At 43.5% G+C, this 23,401-nt stretch carries 18 protein-coding genes; 4 read left to right on the top strand and 14 right to left on the bottom strand.

Features of this window, described 5'->3' with window-relative positions; genetic code table 11:
* Positions 1–43: 43 nt before the first annotated feature.
* The 3 genes from MHI51_RS08645 to MHI51_RS08635 all read right to left on the bottom strand — a co-directional run bounded on the left by MHI51_RS08645 (position 44) and on the right by MHI51_RS08635 (position 6,490).
* On the bottom strand, positions 44–2,722 hold the full coding sequence (locus MHI51_RS08645; RefSeq protein WP_405173769.1) for an S-layer homology domain-containing protein: 2,679 nt from the start codon (positions 2,720–2,722) through the stop codon (positions 44–46).
* Positions 2,723–3,113: 391 nt separating this feature from the next.
* Complete coding sequence (locus MHI51_RS08640) at positions 3,114–4,040, bottom strand: AraC family transcriptional regulator (RefSeq protein ID WP_248547664.1); 927 nt, start codon at positions 4,038–4,040, stop codon at positions 3,114–3,116.
* A gap of 554 nt (positions 4,041–4,594) precedes the next feature.
* A complete protein-coding gene (locus tag MHI51_RS08635) occupies positions 4,595–6,490 on the bottom strand; it encodes a PrkA family serine protein kinase (RefSeq protein ID WP_036684429.1) in 1,896 nt (631 codons plus the stop codon).
* 328 nt (positions 6,491–6,818) lie between these two features.
* On the opposite strand from MHI51_RS08635, the gene MHI51_RS08630 reads away from it, so the two are divergent.
* Positions 6,819–7,658: a DUF2161 family putative PD-(D/E)XK-type phosphodiesterase gene (locus tag MHI51_RS08630; RefSeq protein ID WP_405173768.1), complete on the top strand. Its 840-nt coding sequence runs from the start codon at positions 6,819–6,821 to the stop codon at positions 7,656–7,658.
* Between the two features lie 803 nt (positions 7,659–8,461).
* Here MHI51_RS08630 and MHI51_RS08625 read toward each other — a convergent pair.
* From MHI51_RS08625 to MHI51_RS08615, 3 genes are all read right to left on the bottom strand, one after another.
* Positions 8,462–8,623 (bottom strand): hypothetical protein, encoded by a 162-nt coding sequence (locus MHI51_RS08625; protein ID WP_179087044.1) that lies wholly within the window; start codon positions 8,621–8,623, stop codon positions 8,462–8,464.
* 8 nt (positions 8,624–8,631) lie between these two features.
* A complete protein-coding gene (locus MHI51_RS08620) occupies positions 8,632–9,849 on the bottom strand; it encodes a PLP-dependent aminotransferase family protein (RefSeq protein WP_076277658.1) in 1,218 nt (405 codons plus the stop codon).
* 144 nt (positions 9,850–9,993) lie between these two features.
* Positions 9,994–10,650, bottom strand: a complete 657-nt coding sequence (locus MHI51_RS08615) for a response regulator transcription factor (protein ID WP_036684433.1) — start codon at positions 10,648–10,650, stop codon at positions 9,994–9,996.
* A 284-nt stretch (positions 10,651–10,934) separates the two neighbouring features.
* Here MHI51_RS08615 and MHI51_RS08610 point away from each other — a divergent pair, with 284 nt between their 5' ends.
* Positions 10,935–11,342 carry a hypothetical protein gene (locus MHI51_RS08610; RefSeq protein WP_036684435.1) on the top strand — a complete coding sequence of 136 codons (408 nt, stop codon included), beginning with the start codon at positions 10,935–10,937 and terminating at the stop codon, positions 11,340–11,342.
* Positions 11,339–12,403 carry a phosphodiester glycosidase family protein gene (locus tag MHI51_RS08605; protein WP_143761961.1) on the top strand — a complete coding sequence of 355 codons (1,065 nt, stop codon included), beginning with the start codon at positions 11,339–11,341 and terminating at the stop codon, positions 12,401–12,403. Before MHI51_RS08610 ends, MHI51_RS08605 begins: the two co-directional genes overlap by 4 nt.
* A 346-nt stretch (positions 12,404–12,749) precedes the next feature.
* On the opposite strand, the gene MHI51_RS08600 is transcribed toward MHI51_RS08605, so the two are convergent.
* The 8 genes from MHI51_RS08600 to MHI51_RS08565 all read right to left on the bottom strand — a co-directional run bounded on the left by MHI51_RS08600 (position 12,750) and on the right by MHI51_RS08565 (position 21,910).
* Entirely contained in the window at positions 12,750–13,004 is a 255-nt protein-coding gene (locus tag MHI51_RS08600) for an AbrB/MazE/SpoVT family DNA-binding domain-containing protein (RefSeq protein WP_036684437.1), read from the bottom strand.
* A 126-nt stretch (positions 13,005–13,130) separates the two neighbouring features.
* On the bottom strand, positions 13,131–13,595 hold the full coding sequence (gene trmL / locus MHI51_RS08595) for a tRNA (uridine(34)/cytosine(34)/5-carboxymethylaminomethyluridine(34)-2'-O)-methyltransferase TrmL (protein ID WP_076135879.1): 465 nt from the start codon (positions 13,593–13,595) through the stop codon (positions 13,131–13,133).
* A 124-nt stretch (positions 13,596–13,719) separates the two neighbouring features.
* Positions 13,720–14,808, bottom strand: coding sequence for a 3-phosphoserine/phosphohydroxythreonine transaminase (gene serC, locus MHI51_RS08590; protein WP_405173767.1), 1,089 nt, complete (start codon positions 14,806–14,808; stop codon positions 13,720–13,722).
* A gap of 106 nt (positions 14,809–14,914) precedes the next feature.
* Positions 14,915–15,802, bottom strand: coding sequence for a hypothetical protein (locus MHI51_RS08585; RefSeq protein WP_405173766.1), 888 nt, complete (start codon positions 15,800–15,802; stop codon positions 14,915–14,917).
* Between the two features lie 112 nt (positions 15,803–15,914).
* Entirely contained in the window at positions 15,915–18,653 is a 2,739-nt protein-coding gene (locus MHI51_RS08580; protein WP_076218320.1) for a GH36-type glycosyl hydrolase domain-containing protein, read from the bottom strand.
* Between the two features lie 29 nt (positions 18,654–18,682).
* Entirely contained in the window at positions 18,683–19,519 is an 837-nt protein-coding gene (locus MHI51_RS08575) for a carbohydrate ABC transporter permease (RefSeq protein ID WP_036684447.1), read from the bottom strand.
* Positions 19,519–20,412: a carbohydrate ABC transporter permease gene (locus tag MHI51_RS08570; protein WP_076126435.1), complete on the bottom strand. Its 894-nt coding sequence runs from the start codon at positions 20,410–20,412 to the stop codon at positions 19,519–19,521. The genes MHI51_RS08575 and MHI51_RS08570 overlap by 1 nt, the downstream gene beginning before the upstream one ends.
* A 127-nt stretch (positions 20,413–20,539) precedes the next feature.
* Positions 20,540–21,910 carry an ABC transporter substrate-binding protein gene (locus tag MHI51_RS08565; RefSeq protein WP_076126433.1) on the bottom strand — a complete coding sequence of 457 codons (1,371 nt, stop codon included), beginning with the start codon at positions 21,908–21,910 and terminating at the stop codon, positions 20,540–20,542.
* A gap of 377 nt (positions 21,911–22,287) precedes the next feature.
* On the opposite strand from MHI51_RS08565, the gene MHI51_RS08560 reads away from it, so the two are divergent.
* On the top strand, positions 22,288–23,322 hold the full coding sequence (locus MHI51_RS08560) for a LacI family DNA-binding transcriptional regulator (protein WP_076101584.1): 1,035 nt from the start codon (positions 22,288–22,290) through the stop codon (positions 23,320–23,322).
* Positions 23,323–23,401: the final 79 nt, after the last annotated feature.

Here is a 23,401-nt window from a genome sequence, read left to right as displayed (position 1 = left end):
TATATTTTATTAAGAGTCTTCCGGTAAATAAAGCCGAAGTTCATTATGGCACTAGAATATTTAATAGATTCGGGTCAGACTGACCCTTAGCAATGGTGAAGGTATAGTTAAATGGGATTTGATCTTCACCGTTAAATAAACTATTCACTTGATAAGTACCCTCTGGCAAAAACAACTTAAACTCCCCTGAGAATATAGGGGCTGTGTAAAAAGACTGAGAACCATCTTCATTATTTTTATAAACAGTTATCGATCCATATCTAAAGATTCTTCCATCTGCATTTTTTATCGTTCCGTTGTATCCTTTCGGTATTGTAATGGCTAATGGATTTGGTGTGGTCTTTCCATTATTCACTGTAAATCTATAGTCAATTGAAATCCGACTTGACATATTAACAGGATAGAAACCATCGGCTTGATAAGAACCGTCAGGTAAAAATAAGCTATAATTCCCCCCGTAAATTTGAGCATAATAAATACTTAATTCTGGAGTATCTGTTCTATGCACCATAAGTGTTCCAGAAGGAACTGCTACCCCTTCCGAATTAACTATAGTCCCCTTGATTTTTGAAGGAATGACTATATCAATTTGACTTGGCTCAGTCAGCCCATTAACAATTTTGAATGTGTAATATAGTGAAATTTGCTCTTCAGTAGCATAATTATTCTGGTTTTTTATTAGATAGTCTCCATCCGGTAAATACAAAGTGAATTTACCATCTTTGATCGGCGCACTGAACCCGACAGATAAATTAGGTTCTATTCTTAAAATTGATAACGAACCATTACTTATTGAGGTACCATCTTGATATTTTATAGTTCCTTCATGCCCCTCTGGAATTACAATATCAAGCGAGCTAGGAATAGGTTTCTCATCAGATATCTTAAAGGTATAGAAAAGCGAAATAAAATCTGAAGAATTCAAATCAGATACTTTTGTGATCTGGTAATCCCCATCGTACAAATTAATACTGAATTTCCCGTCAACCAATTTAGTCTCATAACCAATAGTCATATTATCTTGAACTTTACTTATATAAAGAATACCCTCTTTAAATATTTCCTTCCCATCTGCACGTATAATAGTTCCATTTACATTATACTGTTCTGGTTGCGGTGTTGGCCCTGGCGGTGTCGGTTCCGGAGTAAAAGTCGGCACCATTGTCGGAATTGGAGACAACGTTGGCAGTGGAGTCACGTCTGGCGTTGCTGATGGCGTGACTGTCGGTGTTTCTGTTGGTGCCGCTGTTGGCGTTGCCACTGGTGTCGCTGTTGGCGTTGCCGCTGGTGTCGCTGTTGGCGTTACTGTTCCATCTGATGTTCCCGGGGACACTGGTGAAATTGGTGTTGTTACTGCTGGTGCCTGTGTAGGTGTTGCTGCCGGTCTATTTACACCACCAATATTCACATTCACATTTGATGGGACATCTTTTCCAGCTTCTAAATTGCGTGGAGCATGTTCCATAGTAATTCCAGATGCATTTATAACCGCTTGATCAATAGTCCCATTCCCTACAACATTCGTGCTAGCGTTCATAATCAAAGAAAGGATACTAGCCCCATTGTTTAGCTTATTTCCACTTGCATCTTTATTAAAACTAAAATTTTGAACGCTGCCTTGTGGCAATCCAATATTGATATTTTGCGCCAAAACAATTACATTCTTAAAGCTTCCAAGCAAACTCATCTGCGAGTCTTTAGGAAGCGCTTTGGATAGAGTAACTGTATGAATAGTAGCCCCGCTAGAAGATTGGATTGTTGCAGGGGATTGAACTTGAATATCACTAATAACTGTAGAGCCTTCAACAACAATTCTAATAATCCCTGTCTTCTTATCAATGATCACCGAGGTTAGTCTAGCATTCTCAAAATGAACACTATGCGCTCCCCCACCGCTAACCGTAGTAACACCGTTAACAGTAACATTTTTTAAAAACACTTCTCCCTCAGCAATTCCTTCTGCTAGTAATAAGTTCCCTAAGATCGTCATGTTTTGTAGAGTTACATCAGAAGAGTTGATGATTACGTTTTGGCTTACTTTCTCTTCCCCTGTTGCAGGACCATAAGTACCCGCTATATCGTAAGAGAGGGTTCCAATTGAAGATTCACCCTTGATTGTTAAAGATCTGTCCAAAATTACAACAGCCTCAGCACGAGTAGTAAACGATTCTGGATGAAAGGTGTTGTCCGAATAACCCGACATAATACCCTTATCGTATACAGAGCCGATAGCTATTTTACTCCATAAAGGGCTTGTTGATGTGTCGCTAAATTTATTAGCAGAATCGGAGGAAGGCAGTGCTAGTAATTTACTAACAATCACTGCAAACTCTTGACGTGTTACCTTTTTATTAGGTCCAAAGGATCCATCTGAATAACCTTGTATGTAACCAGCAGCATTTGCCGCTAAAAGACTAGAATAATACCAATCTGAAGCTTTTACATCTTTAAAAGAACGCTCCCCCAACTCAACAAATCCAAATGACTTATTGATTAATGCAACCAATTCAGCCCTAGTAATCGAATGGTCAGGTTTAAAACCCCCGTCTGGATAACCTGATATTAGCCCCTTCTCCATCCATTTAGAAATTTGCGCTTCCGCCCAACTCCCTTGAATATCTGAAACCTCACTTGCGAAAACAGTACCTAAAGGTAATGATGTTAAACAAACAATAAGCATGAATACAATAGCTTTTTTAGATAAAATCTTTTTAATAACCACGTTTCTCCTCCTACTTATCTACGAAATGAACTACGAACCACTTCTAATCCCTTAACTTCTAGTACAATAGTGCTAGATAATTCATAGAGATCATATCATATTGTTTTTTACATGGTTGTCTCTTTTTGTCGAGAGTAAGCAGATTTTATGTCTAAAAAATCCACCTAGGGATAGTCCTTTTAATCATTAAAAAAAGCCCGCAACTTAACCGTTGCGGACCTCCATCGACACCCTCATATCAACTTAATAACTGCACATGGCAAATGCTCAGGTGAACGTAACGTAAGGAAGTTTGAAAATGTAGGCGCGTAGCGTTCGCCTTTGTCAGCGACCTAAAGTCCAAACATTTCTGAAATTACAATTATCACCGCGCGGTCTTTGCCCTTATCGACTATTCAGTCAACTTTTTCACAGGAACGTAAATCTCCATCACTGTATCTGGCCGCGAATGGCAGCGTTCATCGTAAAACTCAAAATCCAGCTTAGTCTCGTCATAAACGTAACCACTGTCCTTAAACCATTCTTCGAAGATGTACTTCCAGCTGCTTTTTATGACTTGGGCAAACTCTATTTGCTCTGTATCCGTTGAAGTATCCACTGGAGGTGTTGTAAACACGGCATATTCGGCTTCTGGCACATCCATCGTCAACATATCAGCTTCTACCTTGGAGTAGTCCTCAACAATAACACCCAAAAGATAGGTGGCATTGCCGTTATCTGAAGACGGAATACATAAACCAACTTCTCCGTGTTTAGGCGGGTTTAGTATTTTATACATTTTGGACTCCAGGTTTTCACCCTCATAATGGCTCCAAAAAGAAGCAATATCCTTAGTGTACATACTACCCGCAACATTAGTTTGGATACCATAACCAGCCACCTTAAAAGCAGGCTTACGAACAAAAACAGGATTCATAATATAACCTCCGATATCAAATATTGAATTTCCTTTACTAAACCCATCCATCCGTGCCGCATATTGTGTCGGACTATAACCAAAGGTTTTGCGAAAAGCTTTAGTAAAGCCACTTTGTGTTTCAAAACCATAGTCCAGCGCAATATCAATGATCTTTTTTCCAGCAAATAATTCAATTGAGGCTAAGGATAATTTTCGGCTCCGCACATATTCCATCACAGACATTTCTTTGCACAAGCTAAACACTCGGCAAAAATGATACACCGAATATCCGACCTCCGTCGCTATTTCTTCAACCGTTATATTTTCTTTAATATGAGCTTCTATATATTCAACACATTTTTCTATATCTTTACTGTAATTCAAGTGCAGCACCAGCCTTTCCCCGTACGGTGATTTCATTATATCAACTGCGCTGGAAATGGACTGTTCCTGTTTTGCTGAGCTGCATTATTGCCTGTATAGAAAAACAGAGCAGTGATCCTCCATTTACAAAAGGATCACAACTCTGCGTATTCTTAGTCACCATCATTTTGGGTAAGCCTCGAAGTAGACAATGCTGGATCCACGTAACTACTTACTCTTCAGTTCTGTTGCTCCCAACGACTGACTAAAGGACCCAGATGAAGTTAATTGCAAAAACATCGCCTTTTGAGCGGAGTTTCGGACTCCAGTGCAGCTATTAGTCAAAAACGGCTCATATTTAGGGTTTTTCCTGCTAATAGCGACCATGGGGTCCGATAGCCTGCGAAATATGCTCAAAATCTACGTTTAGGGTCACCTGTGTCCTTTAGCAACTTCTTACGCACAACAGCCAAATTAGTCAGACGGGTTGCGGCGTTTAGATTAACATTAGGAGGGTAAAAGGAAGAAAATACAACATGGAAGGGCAAAAAAAGAGTGCTCCACAGCCATTTTCATGGCTTTTGGAACACCCCGCATAAATGAATTCTTTTTTAACGGTTAAGCAGACTTCCCACGTATTTCAGCAGCTCGTTGGCGCAAATTGGGCAGTAGTGATGTCCATCAATAAGTCTGGCGCATACCTCGTTAATTCGTTTGAGCTGACTTTCATCAGGTGTTTTGGACGAGGTGGTGATTTTGACAATATCTTTGAGATCTGTGAACAGCTTTTTCTCAATCGCTTCCCGCAGGCGGTCGTGGTTGTTGTACTCGAATTTCTTCCCTTTGCGTGAATACGCGGAAATCCGGATCAGGATTTCTTCACGGAACGCTTTTTTTGCATTCTCAGAGATTCCAATTTGCTCTTCAATCGAACGCATTAACCGCTCATCCGGCTCCATTTCCTCATCCGTCAGCGGATCACGAATTTTCGACCAATTGCAGAAAGCTTCGATATTATCTAGATAATTCTCAAAAAGTGTCTTCGCAGATTCCTCAAAGGAGTAGACAAATGCCTTTTGTACTTCGCTTTTCGCTAAAATATCATATTCCTTGCGGGCAATGGAGATGAAATTCAAATAACGCTCCCGCTCCTCTTTTGTAATCGATGGATGCTGATCCAGGCCATCCTTTATCGCCCGCAGGACATCCAGTGCGTTCATGCACTGCAGATCTCCTTTGATCAGAGCGCTGGAAATGCGGTTGATAACATAACGCGGATCAATTCCGGACATGCCCTCATCTAAATACTCCGTTTGCATCTCTTTAAGATCGGCCTCTTTATAGCCTTCGACCTCTTCGCCATCGTACATCCGCAGCTTTTTGATCAGATCCATACCTTGTTTTTTGCTTTCTTTAAGACGGGTTAGAATGGAAAAAATAGCGGCGGCACGCAGCGCATGTGGTGCAATATGCACATGACTCATATCACTCTGGGCGATCAGCTTCGCGTAGATTTTTTCCTCCTCCGAAACTCTGAGGTTATACGGAACAGGCATAACAATCATACGGGATTGGAGCGCTTCATTCTTTTTATTAGAAATAAACGACTTATACTCGGTTTCATTTGTATGAGCAATTATCATTTCGTCCGCACTTATCAACGCGAAGCGGCCAGCCTTAAAATTGCCTTCTTGCGTCAGTGACAGCAGGTTCCATAAAAACTTTTCGTCGCATTTGAGCATTTCCTGAAATTCCATCAGCCCACGGTTAGCTTTGTTCAACTCCCCATCAAAACGGTAAGCGCGCGGATCAGATTCCGAACCAAATTCAGTAATGGTCGAAAAATCAATACTTCCTGTCAAATCGGCGATATCCTGAGACTTCGGATCAGAGGGACTAAAAGTACCAATCCCTACCCGCTCTTCTTCTGACAGAATAACACGCGTCACCTTAACCTGCTCAATGTCACCAGCATAATCATTTCTTAGACGCATCTGGCAGGATGGGCACAAGTTGCCCTCAATCCGTACACCAAGTTCCTTCTCAATCTCCGGACGGAGCTCCAGCGGGATCAAATGCAGCGGGTCCTCATGCATCGGGCAGCCTTCTATTGCGTATACCGCACCCGCATCTGTCCGCGAGTACTGTTCCAAACCACGTTTAAGCAGCGTGACCAGGGTCGATTTCCCCCCACTGACAGGTCCCATCAATAACAAAATCCGTTTGCGAACATCAAGCCGACGTGCTGCAGAGTGAAAATATTCCTCGACCAACTTTTCGACTGCACGATCAAGTCCAAAAATCTCCTGTTCAAAAAACTTATACCGTTTGCGTCCGTTTATGTCCTCTACGCCGTGCGACTTAATCATGTCATAAACGCGGGAGTGAGCGGTTTTTGCGGGAGAGGGGTCTTTTCTCAACAGTTCTATATACTGCTTGAAGGTGCCGCTCCACGCCAACCGGTCGTTCTCAGCCCGATACGAAGCTATACGCTCAAAAATGTCCATTGCTCGCTGCCTCCTCTTGCGCTCCTACTTGCTCTTCTACTTGCTCTCCTATAGCGTTAAAAAGTGTATTACATACCTATGCGGCAAGCGCGGAATAGTTGACCTCTTTTTTACTGTGCTATAATAGAGAATCAGAAAATGGCTGTAAAACCTTATTGGGAAACCCGAAAATAAAGGCCTACGGGAGTGACAAGATGGCGGTACGACATGAAACGGAGCTGTATGCTCCTTTGAAGATTTTTTTGAAAAGCAGGGTTACAGCATCAAAGGTGAGGTTCGGACCTGCGATTTGGTGGGGATTCGGGAGGACGTTGAGCATCCTCTGATCGTGGAGATGAAAAAATCATTCAATCTCGCCTTGCTGCTGCAAGGGGTAGAACGGTTGAAGCTCAGTCCCACCGTCTATCTTGCAGTGGAACGTGTCCGTGATAAAAAAGGAGCGGTGAACCAGCGCTGGGGCGAGCTTAGCGGGTTATGCCGCCGGCTCGGTCTTGGGCTGATCACTGTTATCTTTTATAAGACCAAAGCACCGCTGGTCGAGGTGCTCGTAGAGCCAGACGAGAAGCCGCCTGCGCAGCGCAGCAATAAGCGGCGGCGCGAGCGCCTGCTCTATGAGTTCCGCGAGCGCAGCGGAGACTACAACACCGGCGGCAGCACGCGCGTCAAGCTCGTGACAGCCTACCGCGAGAAAGCGCTGCGTGTCGCGCTTTCTCTGCAAGCAGCGGAGGCGGACGCCGCCGCCGCTGTGGAGAAGGCAGCTGCGAAGGCTTCGCTCGCAGCTGCCAAACGTTCAGCGGCGGGCACCGCTGAACAGGTTCCGGCGCTGAGCTCAGCGCCGGAGAGCCGTGCTGCCGGGGACGCGGCAGCACGGGAGGCAGCGGCGGTAGGCACGCGAAGCGGTGCCCCTAGCGCTGCCTCAAGCACGCTTCCAGCGGCCGTATTGGCCGCAGGAAGCGCTCCCCGCTCGGCCGGCATCACTCCGGCCGAGCTGCGGAAGCGTAGCGGCGTACCCACCGCCGCCGCTATGCTTCAGAATAACTACTACGGCTGGTTTCACCGGGTAAGCCGTGGGCGTTACACCCTAACCCCAGCCGGTCATGCGGCGCTGGTGGAATATGCCGCGATAACAAGCGGCGTACCCAATAACAGCAATCATCCCATTAATTAGCTAACCTAGCCTGGACAGTACTTCTATCGACTATTTCTTTTTAGTCGGGTCTTATTCTTTTAGCTCGGTTCTAATCATTTACTCAGACTTTAAACTTATTATTCTGATGCACACATAACATGTGTAAATAACGCCAAAAAGCATCCCAACTACGGGATGCTTTTTCGTATGTCTAATCTTATTTAAATCCTATCTCTGTGCATTCCATGTTCTTAACTTACACTTAACATATTATTATCTGGTGCGTACCAAGCTCTTACTACACTCATATCACATTTAGATTACATTTTTAACACACTAGTATCTCATACGTACCATGTCTTATTTTACTCATATCTCATTAGTACTCATACGTTACTATTCGAATTACATTCTTCCCGCGTGTTTAACTCGCTCTTCCCACGTTCGTAAATCATTCTCATCACATTAGTAACTCATTCGTACCACGTTCATATCTCACTCGTATCACGTTCATGTCTCATGCGTACCTCATCCAGCTCTACTTGACTGTACTTAACTAACTTATTTACAATCTTCGAACACGAGCGCTATTTACTAATTACTATTTTCTCTACTCTTGCTTTAACAAGCTACTCTTGCTGAATCATTCAAAGCAAAATAAGCTTTAAAAACACCATTCCGAAAAAGGCACACTAAGTTATTAGGGAAATCCTCCCCAATATTCTTCGATTCACACGCTAAAAACTGCATTTTAGGGAATTCCTCCCTGATTTTCGCCAGATTTACCCCTAAAACGGGGAATCCCTTGATTTTTTAGGGAGAAATTCCCTAAACAGTCCATTTTAGAGTTCAAATCGACCAGTTTTAGGGAGGATTTCCCTAATTAATCTCTCATCACGAACTTCATCTTGCCCGACTTGTAATTCTGTCCTTGTTTTAGCTCTAAAAGTGTCTTGTGTTTTCATCATGTCATTCATTTCAATCATTTCATTCCCAACTTTCATTCCACTACCTAACTCCGTGCTGTGAACTCCTTAACCGCTTCGCTCATCAGATTCATGCCAAGCAGCAGCTCATCACGGCCGGGATGGCTAAAGTTAAGGCGAAGGTGATTGCTGACTCCATCTACACTACATAACGGACCTGGCAAAAAAGCCACTCCCTTACCTAGCGCACATTTGAGCAACGCCATAACATCCATTCCCTCTGGTGGTGCGACCCACAGGAACATGCCTCCTGATGGAAGGTCATAGGAGCTGCCCTTCCAAGCAGGCCGCTTGAGCAGTTCCACCATAAGCTTCAGACGGGTGTTATACTCTCGATTCAGCTGCGCGATATGCTCACGCAGATCAAACGCAGACACATCCAATAAATGATGCAGCAGCCGCTGATTTAATGCGCTCGACTGCCAATCGGCCATCTGCTTAGCCGCAGACATCATTCTGATCAAGACTCGGCTGCCTGCCGCCCAGCCCGTCCGCAGCGCGGGCGCAACGGTCTTGCTGAACGAACCGATATAAAGTACGTGTCCGCCATCGCTGATATTTTCCAGTGCATACAAAGACGGATATCTTTTAGCCTTGTGTTCACCCTGCTTCTGGAAGTGCAAATCCCCATAAGAATCATCTTCCACAATCAAGATGTTATATGCGATACATAAATCCAATACTTCGCGGCGTCTCTCCAAACTCCATAAAATGCCGCTTGGATTGGTAAAGCTAGGGGTTGCGAACAGCATTTTCGGCTTATGCAGCTCGATCTGGCTCCGCAAATGCTCCGGATCAAGCCCGTCCAAATCACCCTGTACAGGAATAATAACGGCCCCCTGCATCCGAAGAGTCTGCAAAAATCCTGGAGAGGTCGGATTTTCTACTAATACACGATCTCCTGGATCAATATACACCCGCGACAACAAATCAATGGCTTGCTGGCTACCCGTTGTTAGCAGAACTCCACCTTCAACAACATTTACCCCTTTTTCTTTAAGCCAATCCCCTGCAAGCCACTCCCGAAGCGGTCCGTACCCTGCAGGATCACCATATTGCAGTGCTCCCGCATCTGCTGAAATCACCGTAGATGCTGCTTCAGCAAGCAGTGACAATGGGAATAGTTCTTCCGCTGGTAATTCTTCAGCTAGCGATATCATGGAGCTTCTCCGTGTTTGGGTGCGGATACTAAGAAGCGATGACGACAACAATGTGTGTGCGCGAGCAGAAAATTCGTAAATCATGCGAAATCCCCCTTCCCTGTTACCAAGTAGAAACGGCTTCGTCATCCTCATCCAAGGATGGGATGGTTACCCATTCAACATGATATTCTTACTTCTACTCCAAGAATATTCCACCCCATACGTCATTATGTCGTAAAGCGTGGGTTAGGCGTAGATTTGCCTGTTTTGTCTTGAGAAGAGCGCGAATTTCTCAATCGCTTGTGCCCGGGTCGAAACATCGAGCTTTACATAGATTTTGCGCAAATAATTATCAATGGACCGACGGCTTACCGCAATTTCAAGCGCAATTTTATCGTAGGTAATCCCTTGAACAATTCGCTCCATGATAAACATCTCTGTCTCCGTCAGTTGCAGAACATCATCTAATCCTTTAAATGTCGAAATCGGCCAAGCTCCTTTTTCAATCCATTCCAACGGCATTGAAAGAAAACCCTCCCGTAAACCCAGGATCAGCTGTAAAAGCTGACGGGGAGAAGCTCCCTTCGAGAATATCCCGCTGGCTCCTAGTTCTACGAGGGGCTGAAGCAGTTCTCGCCCGTCTTCGTCTGTCATCACGACAAAATGTGAGTTTGGTGAGCTTTTTTTCATATTTAACAGCACACTCTCAATATTCCCCTCAGGCATATGATAATCTACTAGCACTAGCTCGGGATTTTTTTCCCTTACGATGGTAGCGCCTTCGTCCCAAGTGGAATACATTCCCAGAACCTTAAGCCCCTCTTCCTCTTCCAAAATCAATTTTGTCCCCAGCATACTTGTAGGATGACACCCCACAATGACCACCTGCCAAACCTTCATCATTAATGCCCTGACCCCCTGCTCTATATATAATCATCTAGAAAGGAAAGCGCCGCAGCGTTTCCGGTTAAAACGCAAGCAAGGCTGTATGATGACTTGTCTGTATAATCTCTAGCTGGTTACCTTGTGTACGTCTATCAGAATTCCAATCTATAGAAATTGTATCGCAGTAGTTTAATAGGATGCAATTACTTTTTCTAGTTTTCATACTCTCTTACATTTTTGCGAATCTTGTCAAAGTCTGATAGAATGGGGACTTGAAAAAAAGACCAACCCGAGGTGATAAAATGCAACCGCTAGCGGAAACGTCCCCGGTACGCTCGCGCTCTACTACTGCGAGAAACGGCCCTTCCGTAAAATGGTTTTTACTGTTCTGGATTATGATGATCGGACTCGGCGTATATGCTGTATACAGCTACACGAACCATCTGAAGCAACAGGTGCTTACCGAACTTAGTACTCAGAGCCAGCAGCAGCTTACCGTTTTGAAGACCGACTATGAAGCAAAAATTGCCGTTCTCTCTGAAGAAGTGAAGGAATTGCAGAATACAGTGCAAAGCTTTAACGAACTATTAACCTTCACTAAAGATAATGCTAGTGCCAAGACAGATAACAGCAACAAGCTATATACGCAATTGAGTGAGGTAAGCAAACAGTTAGAAGCTTTGAAGAAAGAAATGGATCTGATCAAATGATGACGCCAGTCAAAAGAGTAAACCGCTTCTTCATGCTTCTAACTGCACCGTTCATAGGCTTGTTTATTTGTATGTCGTGGTATCGACCACCGCTACAGCTAGACCTTGATGTAGGACAATTCACACCAAGCGCTGGGCCAGTGAATGAAACAGCTTCCTTAAAAAAAGAGCTGACGCTGGCAGAGGCCTCCGCAGCTTACACCATTGATGCTGTCAGTGCTAGTGCCAAGCTATATAAAGAGACTACCACTACGATGAATAAGCTGGTCGAAACAGCACAGACTCAGGCGACCCGGCCTGAACTGATCTATAACCGCAGGATTTCAGCCAAGCTTGGTATACCTTCAGAGATCGTTACTAGCGACCGTATAAGAGTTGAGTTATATCGATTGAATCCAGGAAACTACAAAGCTTATGCGTTGAAAATCAAATTGAAGGACCCGACCGCTATGAAGATGAGCTTGGCGGAGACAGCCTCCGGTGCGGAAACTACTATGCATGCCGTACAGCGTAATGGTGCCATTGCTGGTATTAATGCGGGCGGCTTTGCAGATCAATCCGGAAAACGTTATCCCTTAAGCACAACTGTAGTAGATGGAAAGTATTTATACGGTTTTGAGCCGACGTACAAGGACCTAAGTTTTGTTGGGCTGAACAAATCCGGGCAATTAATCGGCGGGAAATTCTACAGTCGCGCACAATTAGATCAGCTAGATCCGGTATTCGGCGCCACCTTTGTGCCTGTCCTCCTTAAAAACAACATCAAAACACCCATACCCGAAAAGTGGAAAACATCCCCTAATCGGGCACCACGTACCGTGATCGGCAAATATAAAGATGATCAGATCCTGCTTTTTGTAGCGGATGGATATAATGAGTATGGCAGCTCTGGTGCACAGCTGGAGGAGATTCAGAACAAATTATCGAATATGGGTCTCGTAGATGCTTATAATTTAGATGGTGGTGGCTCTTCCTCATTGATCTTTAACGGAAGAGTTATCAATAAACCATCTGATGGAAATCTAAGAGCTGTGCCCACGAATTTTCTGTTTTTTAAATAATATAGTAAATTGTCTATGTAACATATCACATTTGCGTTTATTTTTATTAAATTGCAGGTTATAATCTTGATAACGAATACATTCGCTATTGGAGGTGCCAGTATGTCGTTCTCATTAACCTTTTGGATCGTAATGTTCGTATTTGTGTTATTTACGGTCGGCATCCTTACCTCATCTTACAACGACGACAAAACAAAAGGCCTATAAAGCCGATATGTCCCTGCAGCCACTTGGTGCGGGGGCATTTTTTGTATACATAAAAAAACTGCCCCCAAGTAGAAGAGTTCTACGAAGAGGACAGTTTTTTTATAAGCTCTTGGCTGTCAAAATTCAAAATATGTACTTCTTAGGCATGTCTTGGCAATTGAGTCATTTCCGAAAGGCATGCAGAACAAATATAACGATCTTTATATTCGCTTACACCATCCATCGATCCACAGAAAACACATTTTGGACGGTAACGCTCCAAGATGATATGGTCACCCTGTACCAAAATTTCAACCGGGTCGCCTTCATTCATCTGATACCTTTTACGCAGGGACTTAGGCAGAACAATTCTACCCAACTGATCCACTTTGCGAACTACACCAGCAGGTTTCATAACTAACGTACACCTCTCCTGTTCAAGAAAAATTATTTAGTAGCTACTACTTATTTCGGCTCTTTCAATATATTTCGTTACCTAATTGTCGAATCCTGCTGAAAAAAATAAAAAATTTGTCTTTTTTTAAATAAGATTAGGGAAATCCAATTGTCGAAGCGCCTCGTACACAATAATTGCTGCCGAATTGGATAAATTCAGAGATCTCACAGCATCACTCATTGGCATGCGCATTTTTGTTTCTTTACCTGCTTCTAGAATCTCTGCAGAAAGCCCCTTCGTTTCCTTGCCAAAAACAAAAAAATCGCCATCTTGGAACTCAAAGTCGCTGTATCTTTTCTCTGCTTTCGTCGTTGCGTAAAAGAAACGCCCCTCGCTATATTTCTCCAAAACCTCAGCAAAGGAGTCGTGATATTCAATAGTAACAGCATGCCAATAGTCTAATCCTGCTCTTTTTAATGTAGCATCGTCTGTACGGAATCCGAGTGGACGAACCAAGTGAAGATGAGTGCCGGTAGCGGCGCAAGTACGCGCAATGTTGCCAGTATTGGCCGGAATTTCCGGCTCGACTAATACGATATGGAGTGCCATTATATGGTTCCTTCCTCTCTAAAGGCTTAATAGCCAGATGTTTTACTCTAGTGCCTAACCATAGCTTCTCCAAACAAACTGAAAACCTTCCACCAAGAAGGCGGAAGGTTATAGATAGAATTCATTAACCTTGAGTTTGCCGGAAATGGTTCATGAAATCGGATAGTGCTTTTACACTTTCGTAAGGAACTGCATTGTAGATGGAAGCACGCAAGCCCCCAACACTGCGGTGACCCTTTAAGCCGACAAAACCTTCCAGTTCAGCAGCTTTGACAAACTGCTTTTCGAGTTCTTCTGATTGCATCCGGAAAGTAACGTTCATAATAGAGCGGCTGCCTTGTTCTGCAACACCACGGTAGAAACCGTCACTTCCATCGATGTGATCATATAACAGACCCGATTTTTCAAGGTTCTTGGAAAGGATGCCAGCTAAGCCGCCTTGCTCCTCAATCCATTTTAATACTTCGTTCACCATATATACAGAGAAAGATGGAGGTGTATTGTAAAGAGAGTTATTCTTATAATGAGTGCTGTAACGCATGATAGTAGGAATGTTAGAAGGTGATTCTGCAAGCAATTCTTCTTTCGCGATAACTACAGTCACGCCTGAAGGTCCAAGGTTCTTTTGTGCTCCGGCATAGATCATTCCGAATTGGTTCACATCGATTGGACGGCAAAGTATATCACTGGACATATCCGCGATTAACGGAATCGAGCCTGCATCCGGAAATTCTGCATATTGCGTTCCTTCAATGGTCTCGTTGGAAGTAACATGAAGGTAAGCAGCATTCTCCGCAGCTTTGATCGAACTTAATTCAGGTATAGCCAAGAATTTCTTATCTTCGGAAGAAGCAGCAACATGAGCGCCTCCTACCAATTTGGCTTCTTTATAAGCTTTATCTGCCCAGCTACCTGTCATTACATAGCTACCTACTTGGCCTTCGGAAATCAAGTTCATAGGGATCATTGCAAACTGCGTGCTTGCTCCGCCTTGTAAGAACAATACCTTATAGCCCTTCGGATTGCCGAGGAGCGAAAGCAGACGTTCCTGCGCTTCGTTATGCACGGATTCGTAAATGGCACCACGGTGCGACATCTCCATGATAGACATTCCACTTTCCCGGAAATCAACAAACTCCGCTTGTGCGCGTTCCAGTACCTTAAGCGGCAATGCTGCCGGTCCGGCATTAAAATTGTATGCTCTCTTATTCAAAACTGCTCCCCACCCTTTCTCTCCTATCAATATGGATATGGTTATGATAGCAATATTCTCCCGCACCAGCAAGTATAATTATTCACATAAAAGGTTAAGACGGTACTCATTTCGCAGTGAAAAACCGGTAAGATCGGCGCCAGCTCTTGCTTTGACGCGGTAAAAGACTAATGTTCACAAATACTTCAGGAGAGACTACATGACCTTCTCCCCACAGGGCCATACGTTCTACTGGAAAGTCCCCACTCTCTCGCACGCCTGTTCCACTAGGCTTATGAACCAACTCCCAGGTGAACTCATTTTCCTGACCTTCCCAACCGCTCAACCTGCAATAAAAGGGTTTATCCGGTTCCTTTGACCAAGTAAGGGTATTCCCGGATACCTCTAGCAATTCTTTCGTATAGGAGGATTCTGGTTCTACTACCTTGATTTCCCTCGGAAGACGCAGTTCGAAATCCTGCCCAATATTCAACCCGTCGATTCCGATGAAGTTGTGAATATATTCCTCCGTATGGAAAGGCTTCTGCCCTTTGTTATGCAATTCATATGCAATTATTAATAGATCCCCCTGTAAAGAAATCGTTTTGGTTAGCTGCACAGCATATCCGTTGCTTTCCATTGGGTGGATCGTATAGGTGACCGCATCATTCCCTGCTTCGACATCCTTACTAAAAGAGGTTAAGGGGAACTCCTCATTGAAACTGTATAATGGGGAATTTCCTTTTTGTAATAATCCGACTCCGATTTTTGGAAACCAGCCTCCGATTGGTGCTTCATCATATCCAATTGCCCGGGAAATGCCAAACTCATTACAAAACCCCTTGCCTCCAGTTCCTTCGCCTGGCTTCAAGCTTTCCGGCACACAAAACGTATGTTTCCCCTCTTCTAATGTCACCTGTGTAATAAATCCTGTCCAGTCAAAACGAGTGCCCTTATACTCTCCGATATCAGCGATATCGACAGTTAATATGCCATTTGACAGTCTGCAACCCATACCTAACGCGCCCTTTCGTTCATTGTTACAATGAATAAATATTCATTATTGAAAAAAAACGTCTGCAGCCGCTATGAATAACGGTGCAGACGTCTTAAAATATCGTATAAAGCTACGCCAATGTCACTTCAATCAAGTGGCATTTCTCTGTCTGCAGAGAGAGCAACTCTTCACGCGGAATAATCGCACTTCCTGAGCCGCGCTGCAGCGTCACCTCGCTGCCATTCAGGGTAACAGAGTGTATTTGGTACTCCCCGTAGTTTAAGCTTCCTGTGGCTTTATAGACCACTTCAAACTCGCGATCCGCGAAGATTGTCTTAATAGAGGCCTTTCCCTCGGAATCAAACTGCTCTTTAACAAGCTTCGGTTCCAACAAAAGATCGCCTAGCTTACCTTTTACACCAAATACTTCAGTAACCATAGTTAACAGCAGCCAGCTTGCTGATCCTGTTAAATACGTATACATCCCTCTGCCTTGCTCGTTAATATACTCAGGAATTCCTGGGTATATGCGGGCTTTTGCAAAGTCAGTACTTAAGCTATACAGAGATTCTAATACTTTATGTCCTTCTTTCACATATCCGCGTTTATACAACGCATTGCCATACATGATGGTCATGTGACTGAACATAGCACCGTTCTCTTTATGTCCAAAGGCAAAGCCAAAGGCACGACCCAGATTCTGCTGGATGCCTCCAAAACGGGAATTAAGTCTGTACCCAATTTTGTCATCCAGTAGATTACGATCCACGGCGGCAATGATATGCGGAATTTGCTCTGGCGCAGCTGCATGACCCATCAGCGGGAATACTTGACCTGTAAGCGTCATTCGAACGCCTTCTGCGAATTCCCCTTCCACTTGTTCTCCATCATTATTATAATAACCGTTAAACCAGCCTCCACCTTGTTCACTTTCCACCCACTCATTGCGGCGCAAGTGATTAAAGATCCACTCTGCTTTTTGTTCCAGATCGTCCGCTACTGTCTCTATGTCGAGTGCTGCACGAATACCGCTAACTTTGTTCGGAGCGGCAGCATAATATTGATTAAGTCTTTCATGCTTGCCTGATACAGATTCATAATCCACTTGCTCACCAAGCGAATCTAGCAATAGTTTCATTTCTTCTGCCAATTCAACTGTCTCTTGCCCTTTAGAAGTCTTTAGCGTACGCAGCACACGAGAAATATCCAATAAGTTACTTGCGTAGAATGCTGTGAAAGCTACACTCTCACCCCGGTCTGCGCCCATATCAAGACCATCATTCCAGTCTGCACCCTCCAGCAGGATATTATTGTGCTCTCCAACATTAAAGAACGGAACCAGATTTTGCAGCAGGATATGTTCCAGAATCGTACCTTTATAAACCTCACCAGAAGTTGTTCTGAGATCACTTCCTAGCGAGGTATCCCATGAAGTATCACGTTCCTTACAGCGACTCATAAAGGTATCGCGGAAATACGTCTGTTCCTGCAATAAGAAATCAAGATCACCACTCTGATCCAGATATAACATAGTAGTTAAGAACGGCCAAGCCCCATGATCCATCCACACCCGCGGGATGTTGTTACGGTCGGCAATAAATTCACCAGGCTGTTGACCGATAATAGTGGCATTACTACCATCTATTCTTACCCCAGCGTAGTTGTTCAGCAGTAAGCTCCGTACTTCAGCCGGTTCCATAATAAGGAGTGCTAGACAATCCTGCCAAAGATCCCGCCAGCCACGTCCGCCTCTTCCATAATCATGATAAGGCAAGAAGGAGTTACCATAAAGTCTTCTCAGCACGGGTTGAATCGTAACCCATTTCATCCATTGGTCAGCATCTGAATCACCGGTATGAAATTCTACCATATTCACTTTATCTGCCCAGAAGGCTTTAGTCTCCTCAAGCAAATGATCAAAAGCTTCAGATGTACCATATTTGTTCATCAAAGCATCCACGTCAATTCTCTCATTATGGATCGCCATAACTACTATATAAGAATGGCTGTCACCAGGAGACAGAGTAAGCGTTTCGTAACGAAGACCCCCGATAGCCTCATATCCCTCTCTTTGTACGCCTCCGCCCTTGCCAATCTCCGGCGTGTTGTTCAGGATAACAGCTTCCGGCCAATCCAGGCTTCCACCTTCTCCAATGAACTCCTCCTGCACCGGAAAGAACCCCGCAGGTTGACTGCCGTCACCCTCTGCACCAAATACTCCATAAGAAGTGTGATTGATGCGGTGTCCCCGCTCATCAAAGGAGAGCGCAGGCTGAACCTCAACACCATAGGGTGAAGTATAAATCCGGTTAAGCAAGGAGGTTACATGTCTATGATCGCGCAGATCATCCGCCGAACGCGCGTAAATCGGAACTACCGCTGTCGGTGTCAGCGTAATAGCCTCTGCTGCTGTATTGGTCAACGTAACCTTCATTAATTCGACTTTATCATTACCACTTGGCACAAAGCTGGTGATTTCTGCTTTAACACCCATCTCTGCGTTACAACGCGTTACGCGTTGCCACAAGAAACCAGCCTCTAGTACTGCTTCATCAGTAGACGATGTATAAAAATCGGCATTTTGCTTAGCGGAGTTCCCCACTGCCGACCAAGCTCCCTTGCCGTCTACGTATACCCAGAAGTTGCGGGAAGCCCGCGAATTATGCAAATCTTCAACAGATAATGGCGGTGTTAAAAATGAATTATGACCTGTGGTAACCTGACCATGAAGTTTTGGAGTTACTGTCGACATCATTCCCCCTTCATTCACTAGAGGGAAATATAGAAAACTGCTGCGATCCGGTTGCTGAAGCCTGAATTCCCCATCATTTCCGGTGAATTCGAAGCCATGAATTTTATTACGATCCATTCTCTCCATCCTCTCATTTACACAACTACTTAAGCTTTAACCGCACCTGCCAATGCACCGTCAACGATATACTTTTGAATGAAGGTGTATAGGATGATAAGCGGTGCAGATACGATCATGATCCCGCACGCCAACATAGGCCAGTTGTTTCCGTATTGACCGCGGAATTCTTTAAGCCCGAAGGTGATTGGATAGTTTTCTGGACTCGGTAAATACATGACCGGCCCCACGAAGTCATTCCAGATACTAATTGCTGTTAGAATAACACCTGTAGCAATTACTGGTTTCATAAGTGGCATGATGATCTGGAACAAATAACGCATATATCCAGCGCCATCCATACCTGCTGCTTCATCCATCTCCCGGCTAATTCCTTTGATGTAACCTACAAACATCATGAACACGATACCCGTTCCGCCTGTTTTAAGGAGAATGTAACCCAGCTTCGTGTCATAACCTACAAATCCTAGCTCCTGTTTCATGGTAAGCATCAGCTTGAACTGTGCGACCATTGGATTCGGCAGGAACTGAGACATCAAGAAGAACAAATAAATAAATCCGCTCCACTTCACATAATTTCTCGCCACCGGGAAGGCCCCGAATAACGAAACAATTAGGGTCAGCACTGTTGCTACGGCTGTATACAGCAGACTGTTTAAGAAATAATTAGAGAAATTACCCTGTAGCCAAGCTTCTTTATAATTATCCCATTGAATACTTTTTACGAGACCGATAGGATCTAACAGATATTCTGTAAAGGACTTGAATGAAATATTGATTACAAATAACAACGGCATGATATACAAAACAAGCAACACTGCAATCAGAATATAAGAGAGAGTTTTGGCGGTTTTGGAATCCTTCATTAATATTCCACCTCTCTCTTACGCATTTGTTTCACTGCAAATACTACAAACACCAGAATCATAAGGAACTGAACCACGGAAAGCGCGGAAGGAAGTCCCATCTGTAGAGAACCACGGAACGTCTCTTTATAAACGTCATATGCCATCGTTCTTGTGTTAAAGCGACCGTCCGTAGTTGCGAGAATAATATCAAAGGTGGACATCGCACCGATAATAGACAAAATAATGTTAATCGTAAAGGATGGAGCGATAAGTGGGAATGTGATATTTTTAAAAGATTGCCACTTCGTAGTTCCGTCTATATATCCAGCCTCATACAAATCTTTCGGTACGGATTGTAGTCCCGCAAGGAAAATCAACATCGAATATCCCATATACATCCAAATTTGCGTAAATATAATATAACCGAACGCATGAGTGAAGCTTCCAAAGAACATATCTTTATAACCGAACAAAGAATCATACAGTTGGTTAACCGGACCACTCAGCGGATCGAACATCATGCCCCATACCAGTGCAACTACCGCCACACCAAGCACAACCGGTAAAAAGAATACCGCGCGATAGAAATAATCGCCTTTCAGCTTCTGATTGATAACTACGGCCATAAGCAGACCGACACCGTTCTGTACAATGGTTACAATGACCATGAAATAAATAGTACGTATAATGGAATCCCAACGCTCGCCTGAATTTCCTGAGTAAAATACATCATAATAATTGTCAAGGCCTACGAAACTCATCTTGCTTCCAGGAACGTTAGTGATATCTGTAAATGAATAGATGACCGTCATCATAGATGGGCCAAAATAGAAAATTACATACAATGATAATGGAATCATTAGCAGCAGAAGCGGTATATATCGTTTAAAACCTTTCCCGAACGGATACATTTCTCTCACCTACCCAATCCTAATTCAATAAAATGATCGGGGCCTGCACAAAACAGACCCCGAAGCTGTAAAACATGTTTGGTGTACAGTATGTTGTAGATTCTTTTTTATTTATTGGGATAGCTACTTATTTAGGTGCTGCTGCTTCCCATTCTTTTTGTTGTACGTCTGCAAGCTCTTTAGCGGTTTTAAACTCGCCGCCTGGTGCCAAATACTCAGTGTGAACGCCTTCAGCTGCAATGTGTTCACCAACGTTGTCACGGTTAATCATCATAATTTCATAAGCAAGCTCGAAATCTCCAGTCATGTATGGAGCAAGTTCTTTGTCAATAAAATCACTTTCAGTGGCAATATTGTCTTGTGTAGGCAAGAATCCTGCTGCTTTAACATATTCTGTGTAGTTTTCTGGTTCAGAGAAGAATTCCAGCCATTTCAAAGCACCTTCTTTGTTCGGGCCTTTTTCTGCTGCATACCAAGTTACATCGTATTTACCGACAAGAGAATTATTCTTAGCAGCATCTTCTGTAGCTGGGATTGGGAAGTAACCAAATTTCACATCTGGATTTGCTGCCGCGATCGTAGGAGCATCCCAAGTTCCGTCAGCAATCATAGCTGCTTTTCCTGTTGCGAAAAACGAAGGTGCTGTTGCATAGTCGATACCCAAGAAACCGTCGATGATGTAGTTATCTTGAAGCGTCTTCATTTTCTCCAATACTTCTACAGCCTCAGCATCGTTAAATGCCGAAGTTCCCTTCCAAACGCCCTCAATCCATTGTTGTTGGTTGCCGCCACCCAGAATCTTAGCTTGCAAACCGAACACTGGCAGTTTCAATGGCCATACGTCTTTACCAGCCACTACGATTGGAACAATACTCTTAGCTTTCAATGTATCTAGAACACTAATGAACTCTGTCCAAGTTGTAGGTACAGTCAGACCGTTTTGTTCAAAAATTTCTTTATTATAGAAGAATCCTGACATTGCTACTTTACCGGTTGGGATTGCATACACTTTATCTTTATAAGTGCCGGCTTTAGCAATATCATTCGCATTGTAGTTTTTAACGAAAGCTTCGTTGCTCAGATCAGCAATCAGTCCGGAATCAATCCATTGTTGCCAGTCTGGCACTTTCGCACCTGGTGTCCAATCTTTCGGGGACAATCTCATACCGGATAGATCGGCAAGAACATCTACGTCACCAGCTGTAATTCTTGCTCTTTGTGCTTGTTTGAATTCATCATCCGGACCCGTGGTTGTGTACTCCACTTTGTATTCCGGATATTTTTCTTCAAACTTTTTATTAATTTCTGTAATGACCTTGTTAATATTCTCTTGTTTCCAATGTAAGATCTTAATCACTTTCTTATCACCAGATGCAGGCTTGTTTGTTCCGCTGCCCGGAGTAGCCTCACCATTCGCGTTGTTATTGCTGTTTCCACATGCTGCTAATGAGAGCACTAGCGCTGAGCTCAACAATACCGCAGAAAGCTTCTTTACCATTTTGTTACCCCCCAGATAATTTGTTATGACCCTTTTAACGAAACCACATGTTAATTCCTGAAAATCACGAAACAGTAAGGACGATATCACAGAAAGCGGTTTCGGTGTTTTTATTATTACATCGTTATTTGTCTTTGTAAAGTCTTTTTTCTTTGTTCGTTTTTGAACGTTTTTTGAACCGAATATTAAAAAAAACCTTTAAAACCAAGCATAATCCTAGTTTAAGAGTAAACATTCCATTGACTATAATCTTATTGAACTATAAAATAAGTAACGAAACTATTTCGTAAATCATAAATTCAAGTCATAAAAAAATAGCCTTGAGTAGATTTTAAACATATATTACGGAACATTTTTCACTATAAGGGGGACTTAATTTGGCCTACAGCATCAAAGATATAGCGAAAATTGCTGGAGTTTCTGTTTCGACAGTATCCAAAATCATTAATAACTACAGTGATATTTCGGAAGATACCAAGACAAGGGTTCAACAAATTATAAAAGAAACTGGATATACCCCCTCCAATTCAGCTAAAACATTGGCTACGAAATCATCCAATCTAATCGGAGTGATTTTTGCCGGAATGCTGAATGTCGACTTTACCCACCCTTTTTTCATTGAGGTGCTAAATTCATTCAAAAAACAAATGGGACTACTAGGTTACGACCTTATCTTTTTTTCCAATGAAAAATTCCAAAGTGGCGATACTAACGATTATCTTGCCCGTTGCCAGCATTTTAATGTAGATGGGTGTGTGCTTCTATCCGGACAGGAGCTAGAAACCTCTATCAGCGAACTAGACAACAGTGCAATTCCGTGTATCGGCGTAGATTTAAAGCTGACCGGTGACAACTCTGGTTTTATCATGTCGGATAATTTCAAAATGTCCTCCAAAGTGGTGGAACACTTTTACTTACTGGGCTATCGAGAGCTTGGCTACATCGGCAGTTCCTCAGATTCAGACATCTCCAATATGCGCGAAAGTGGTTATCGCAAAGCTCTTGAAGATTTAGGACTGCCTATTAACGAGAATTGGTTCTTAAACGGAAGTAACTTCTTTGAGGCCAGCGGGTATGAGACGATGCGTAGAATGATTGAGAATGGAAATTTACCTAGAGCGATCTTCGCGGCGTCCGATCAGCTTGCTATAGGGGCGATGCGTGCCCTTAAAGAGGCTTCTATCGCCGTTCCTGAAACTGTCGCAATTATTGGCTGTGATGATATCGAGGCCTGCAATTATACAACCCCCCTATTGACTACCATCCGCCAAAATAAAGATAAGATCGGCCGCCTAGCAGCGCTAATGCTATATGATCTAATAAACAACCAATCCGGCACGAGTTCTTTCAGCGTGGAGCCAGAGCTTATCATTAGAGAGTCCTGCGGCGCTCCTGAACGGGGGCTAGTGTAGTCTTTCTTAGCATAAAGTCATAGGGCACAGTAAAATCCATTACTTTTCCTGATTCATAAAAAAGAAGCTGCCCCAAGTA

The sequence above is a fragment of the Paenibacillus sp. FSL H8-0260 genome (genome assembly GCF_045040625.1).
Classification (GTDB): Bacteria; Bacillota; Bacilli; order Paenibacillales; family Paenibacillaceae; genus Paenibacillus_AQ; species Paenibacillus_AQ odorifer.
The sequence above is the reverse complement of the archived record's forward strand: the minus strand, read 5'-3'. Positions and strand labels throughout refer to the sequence as shown.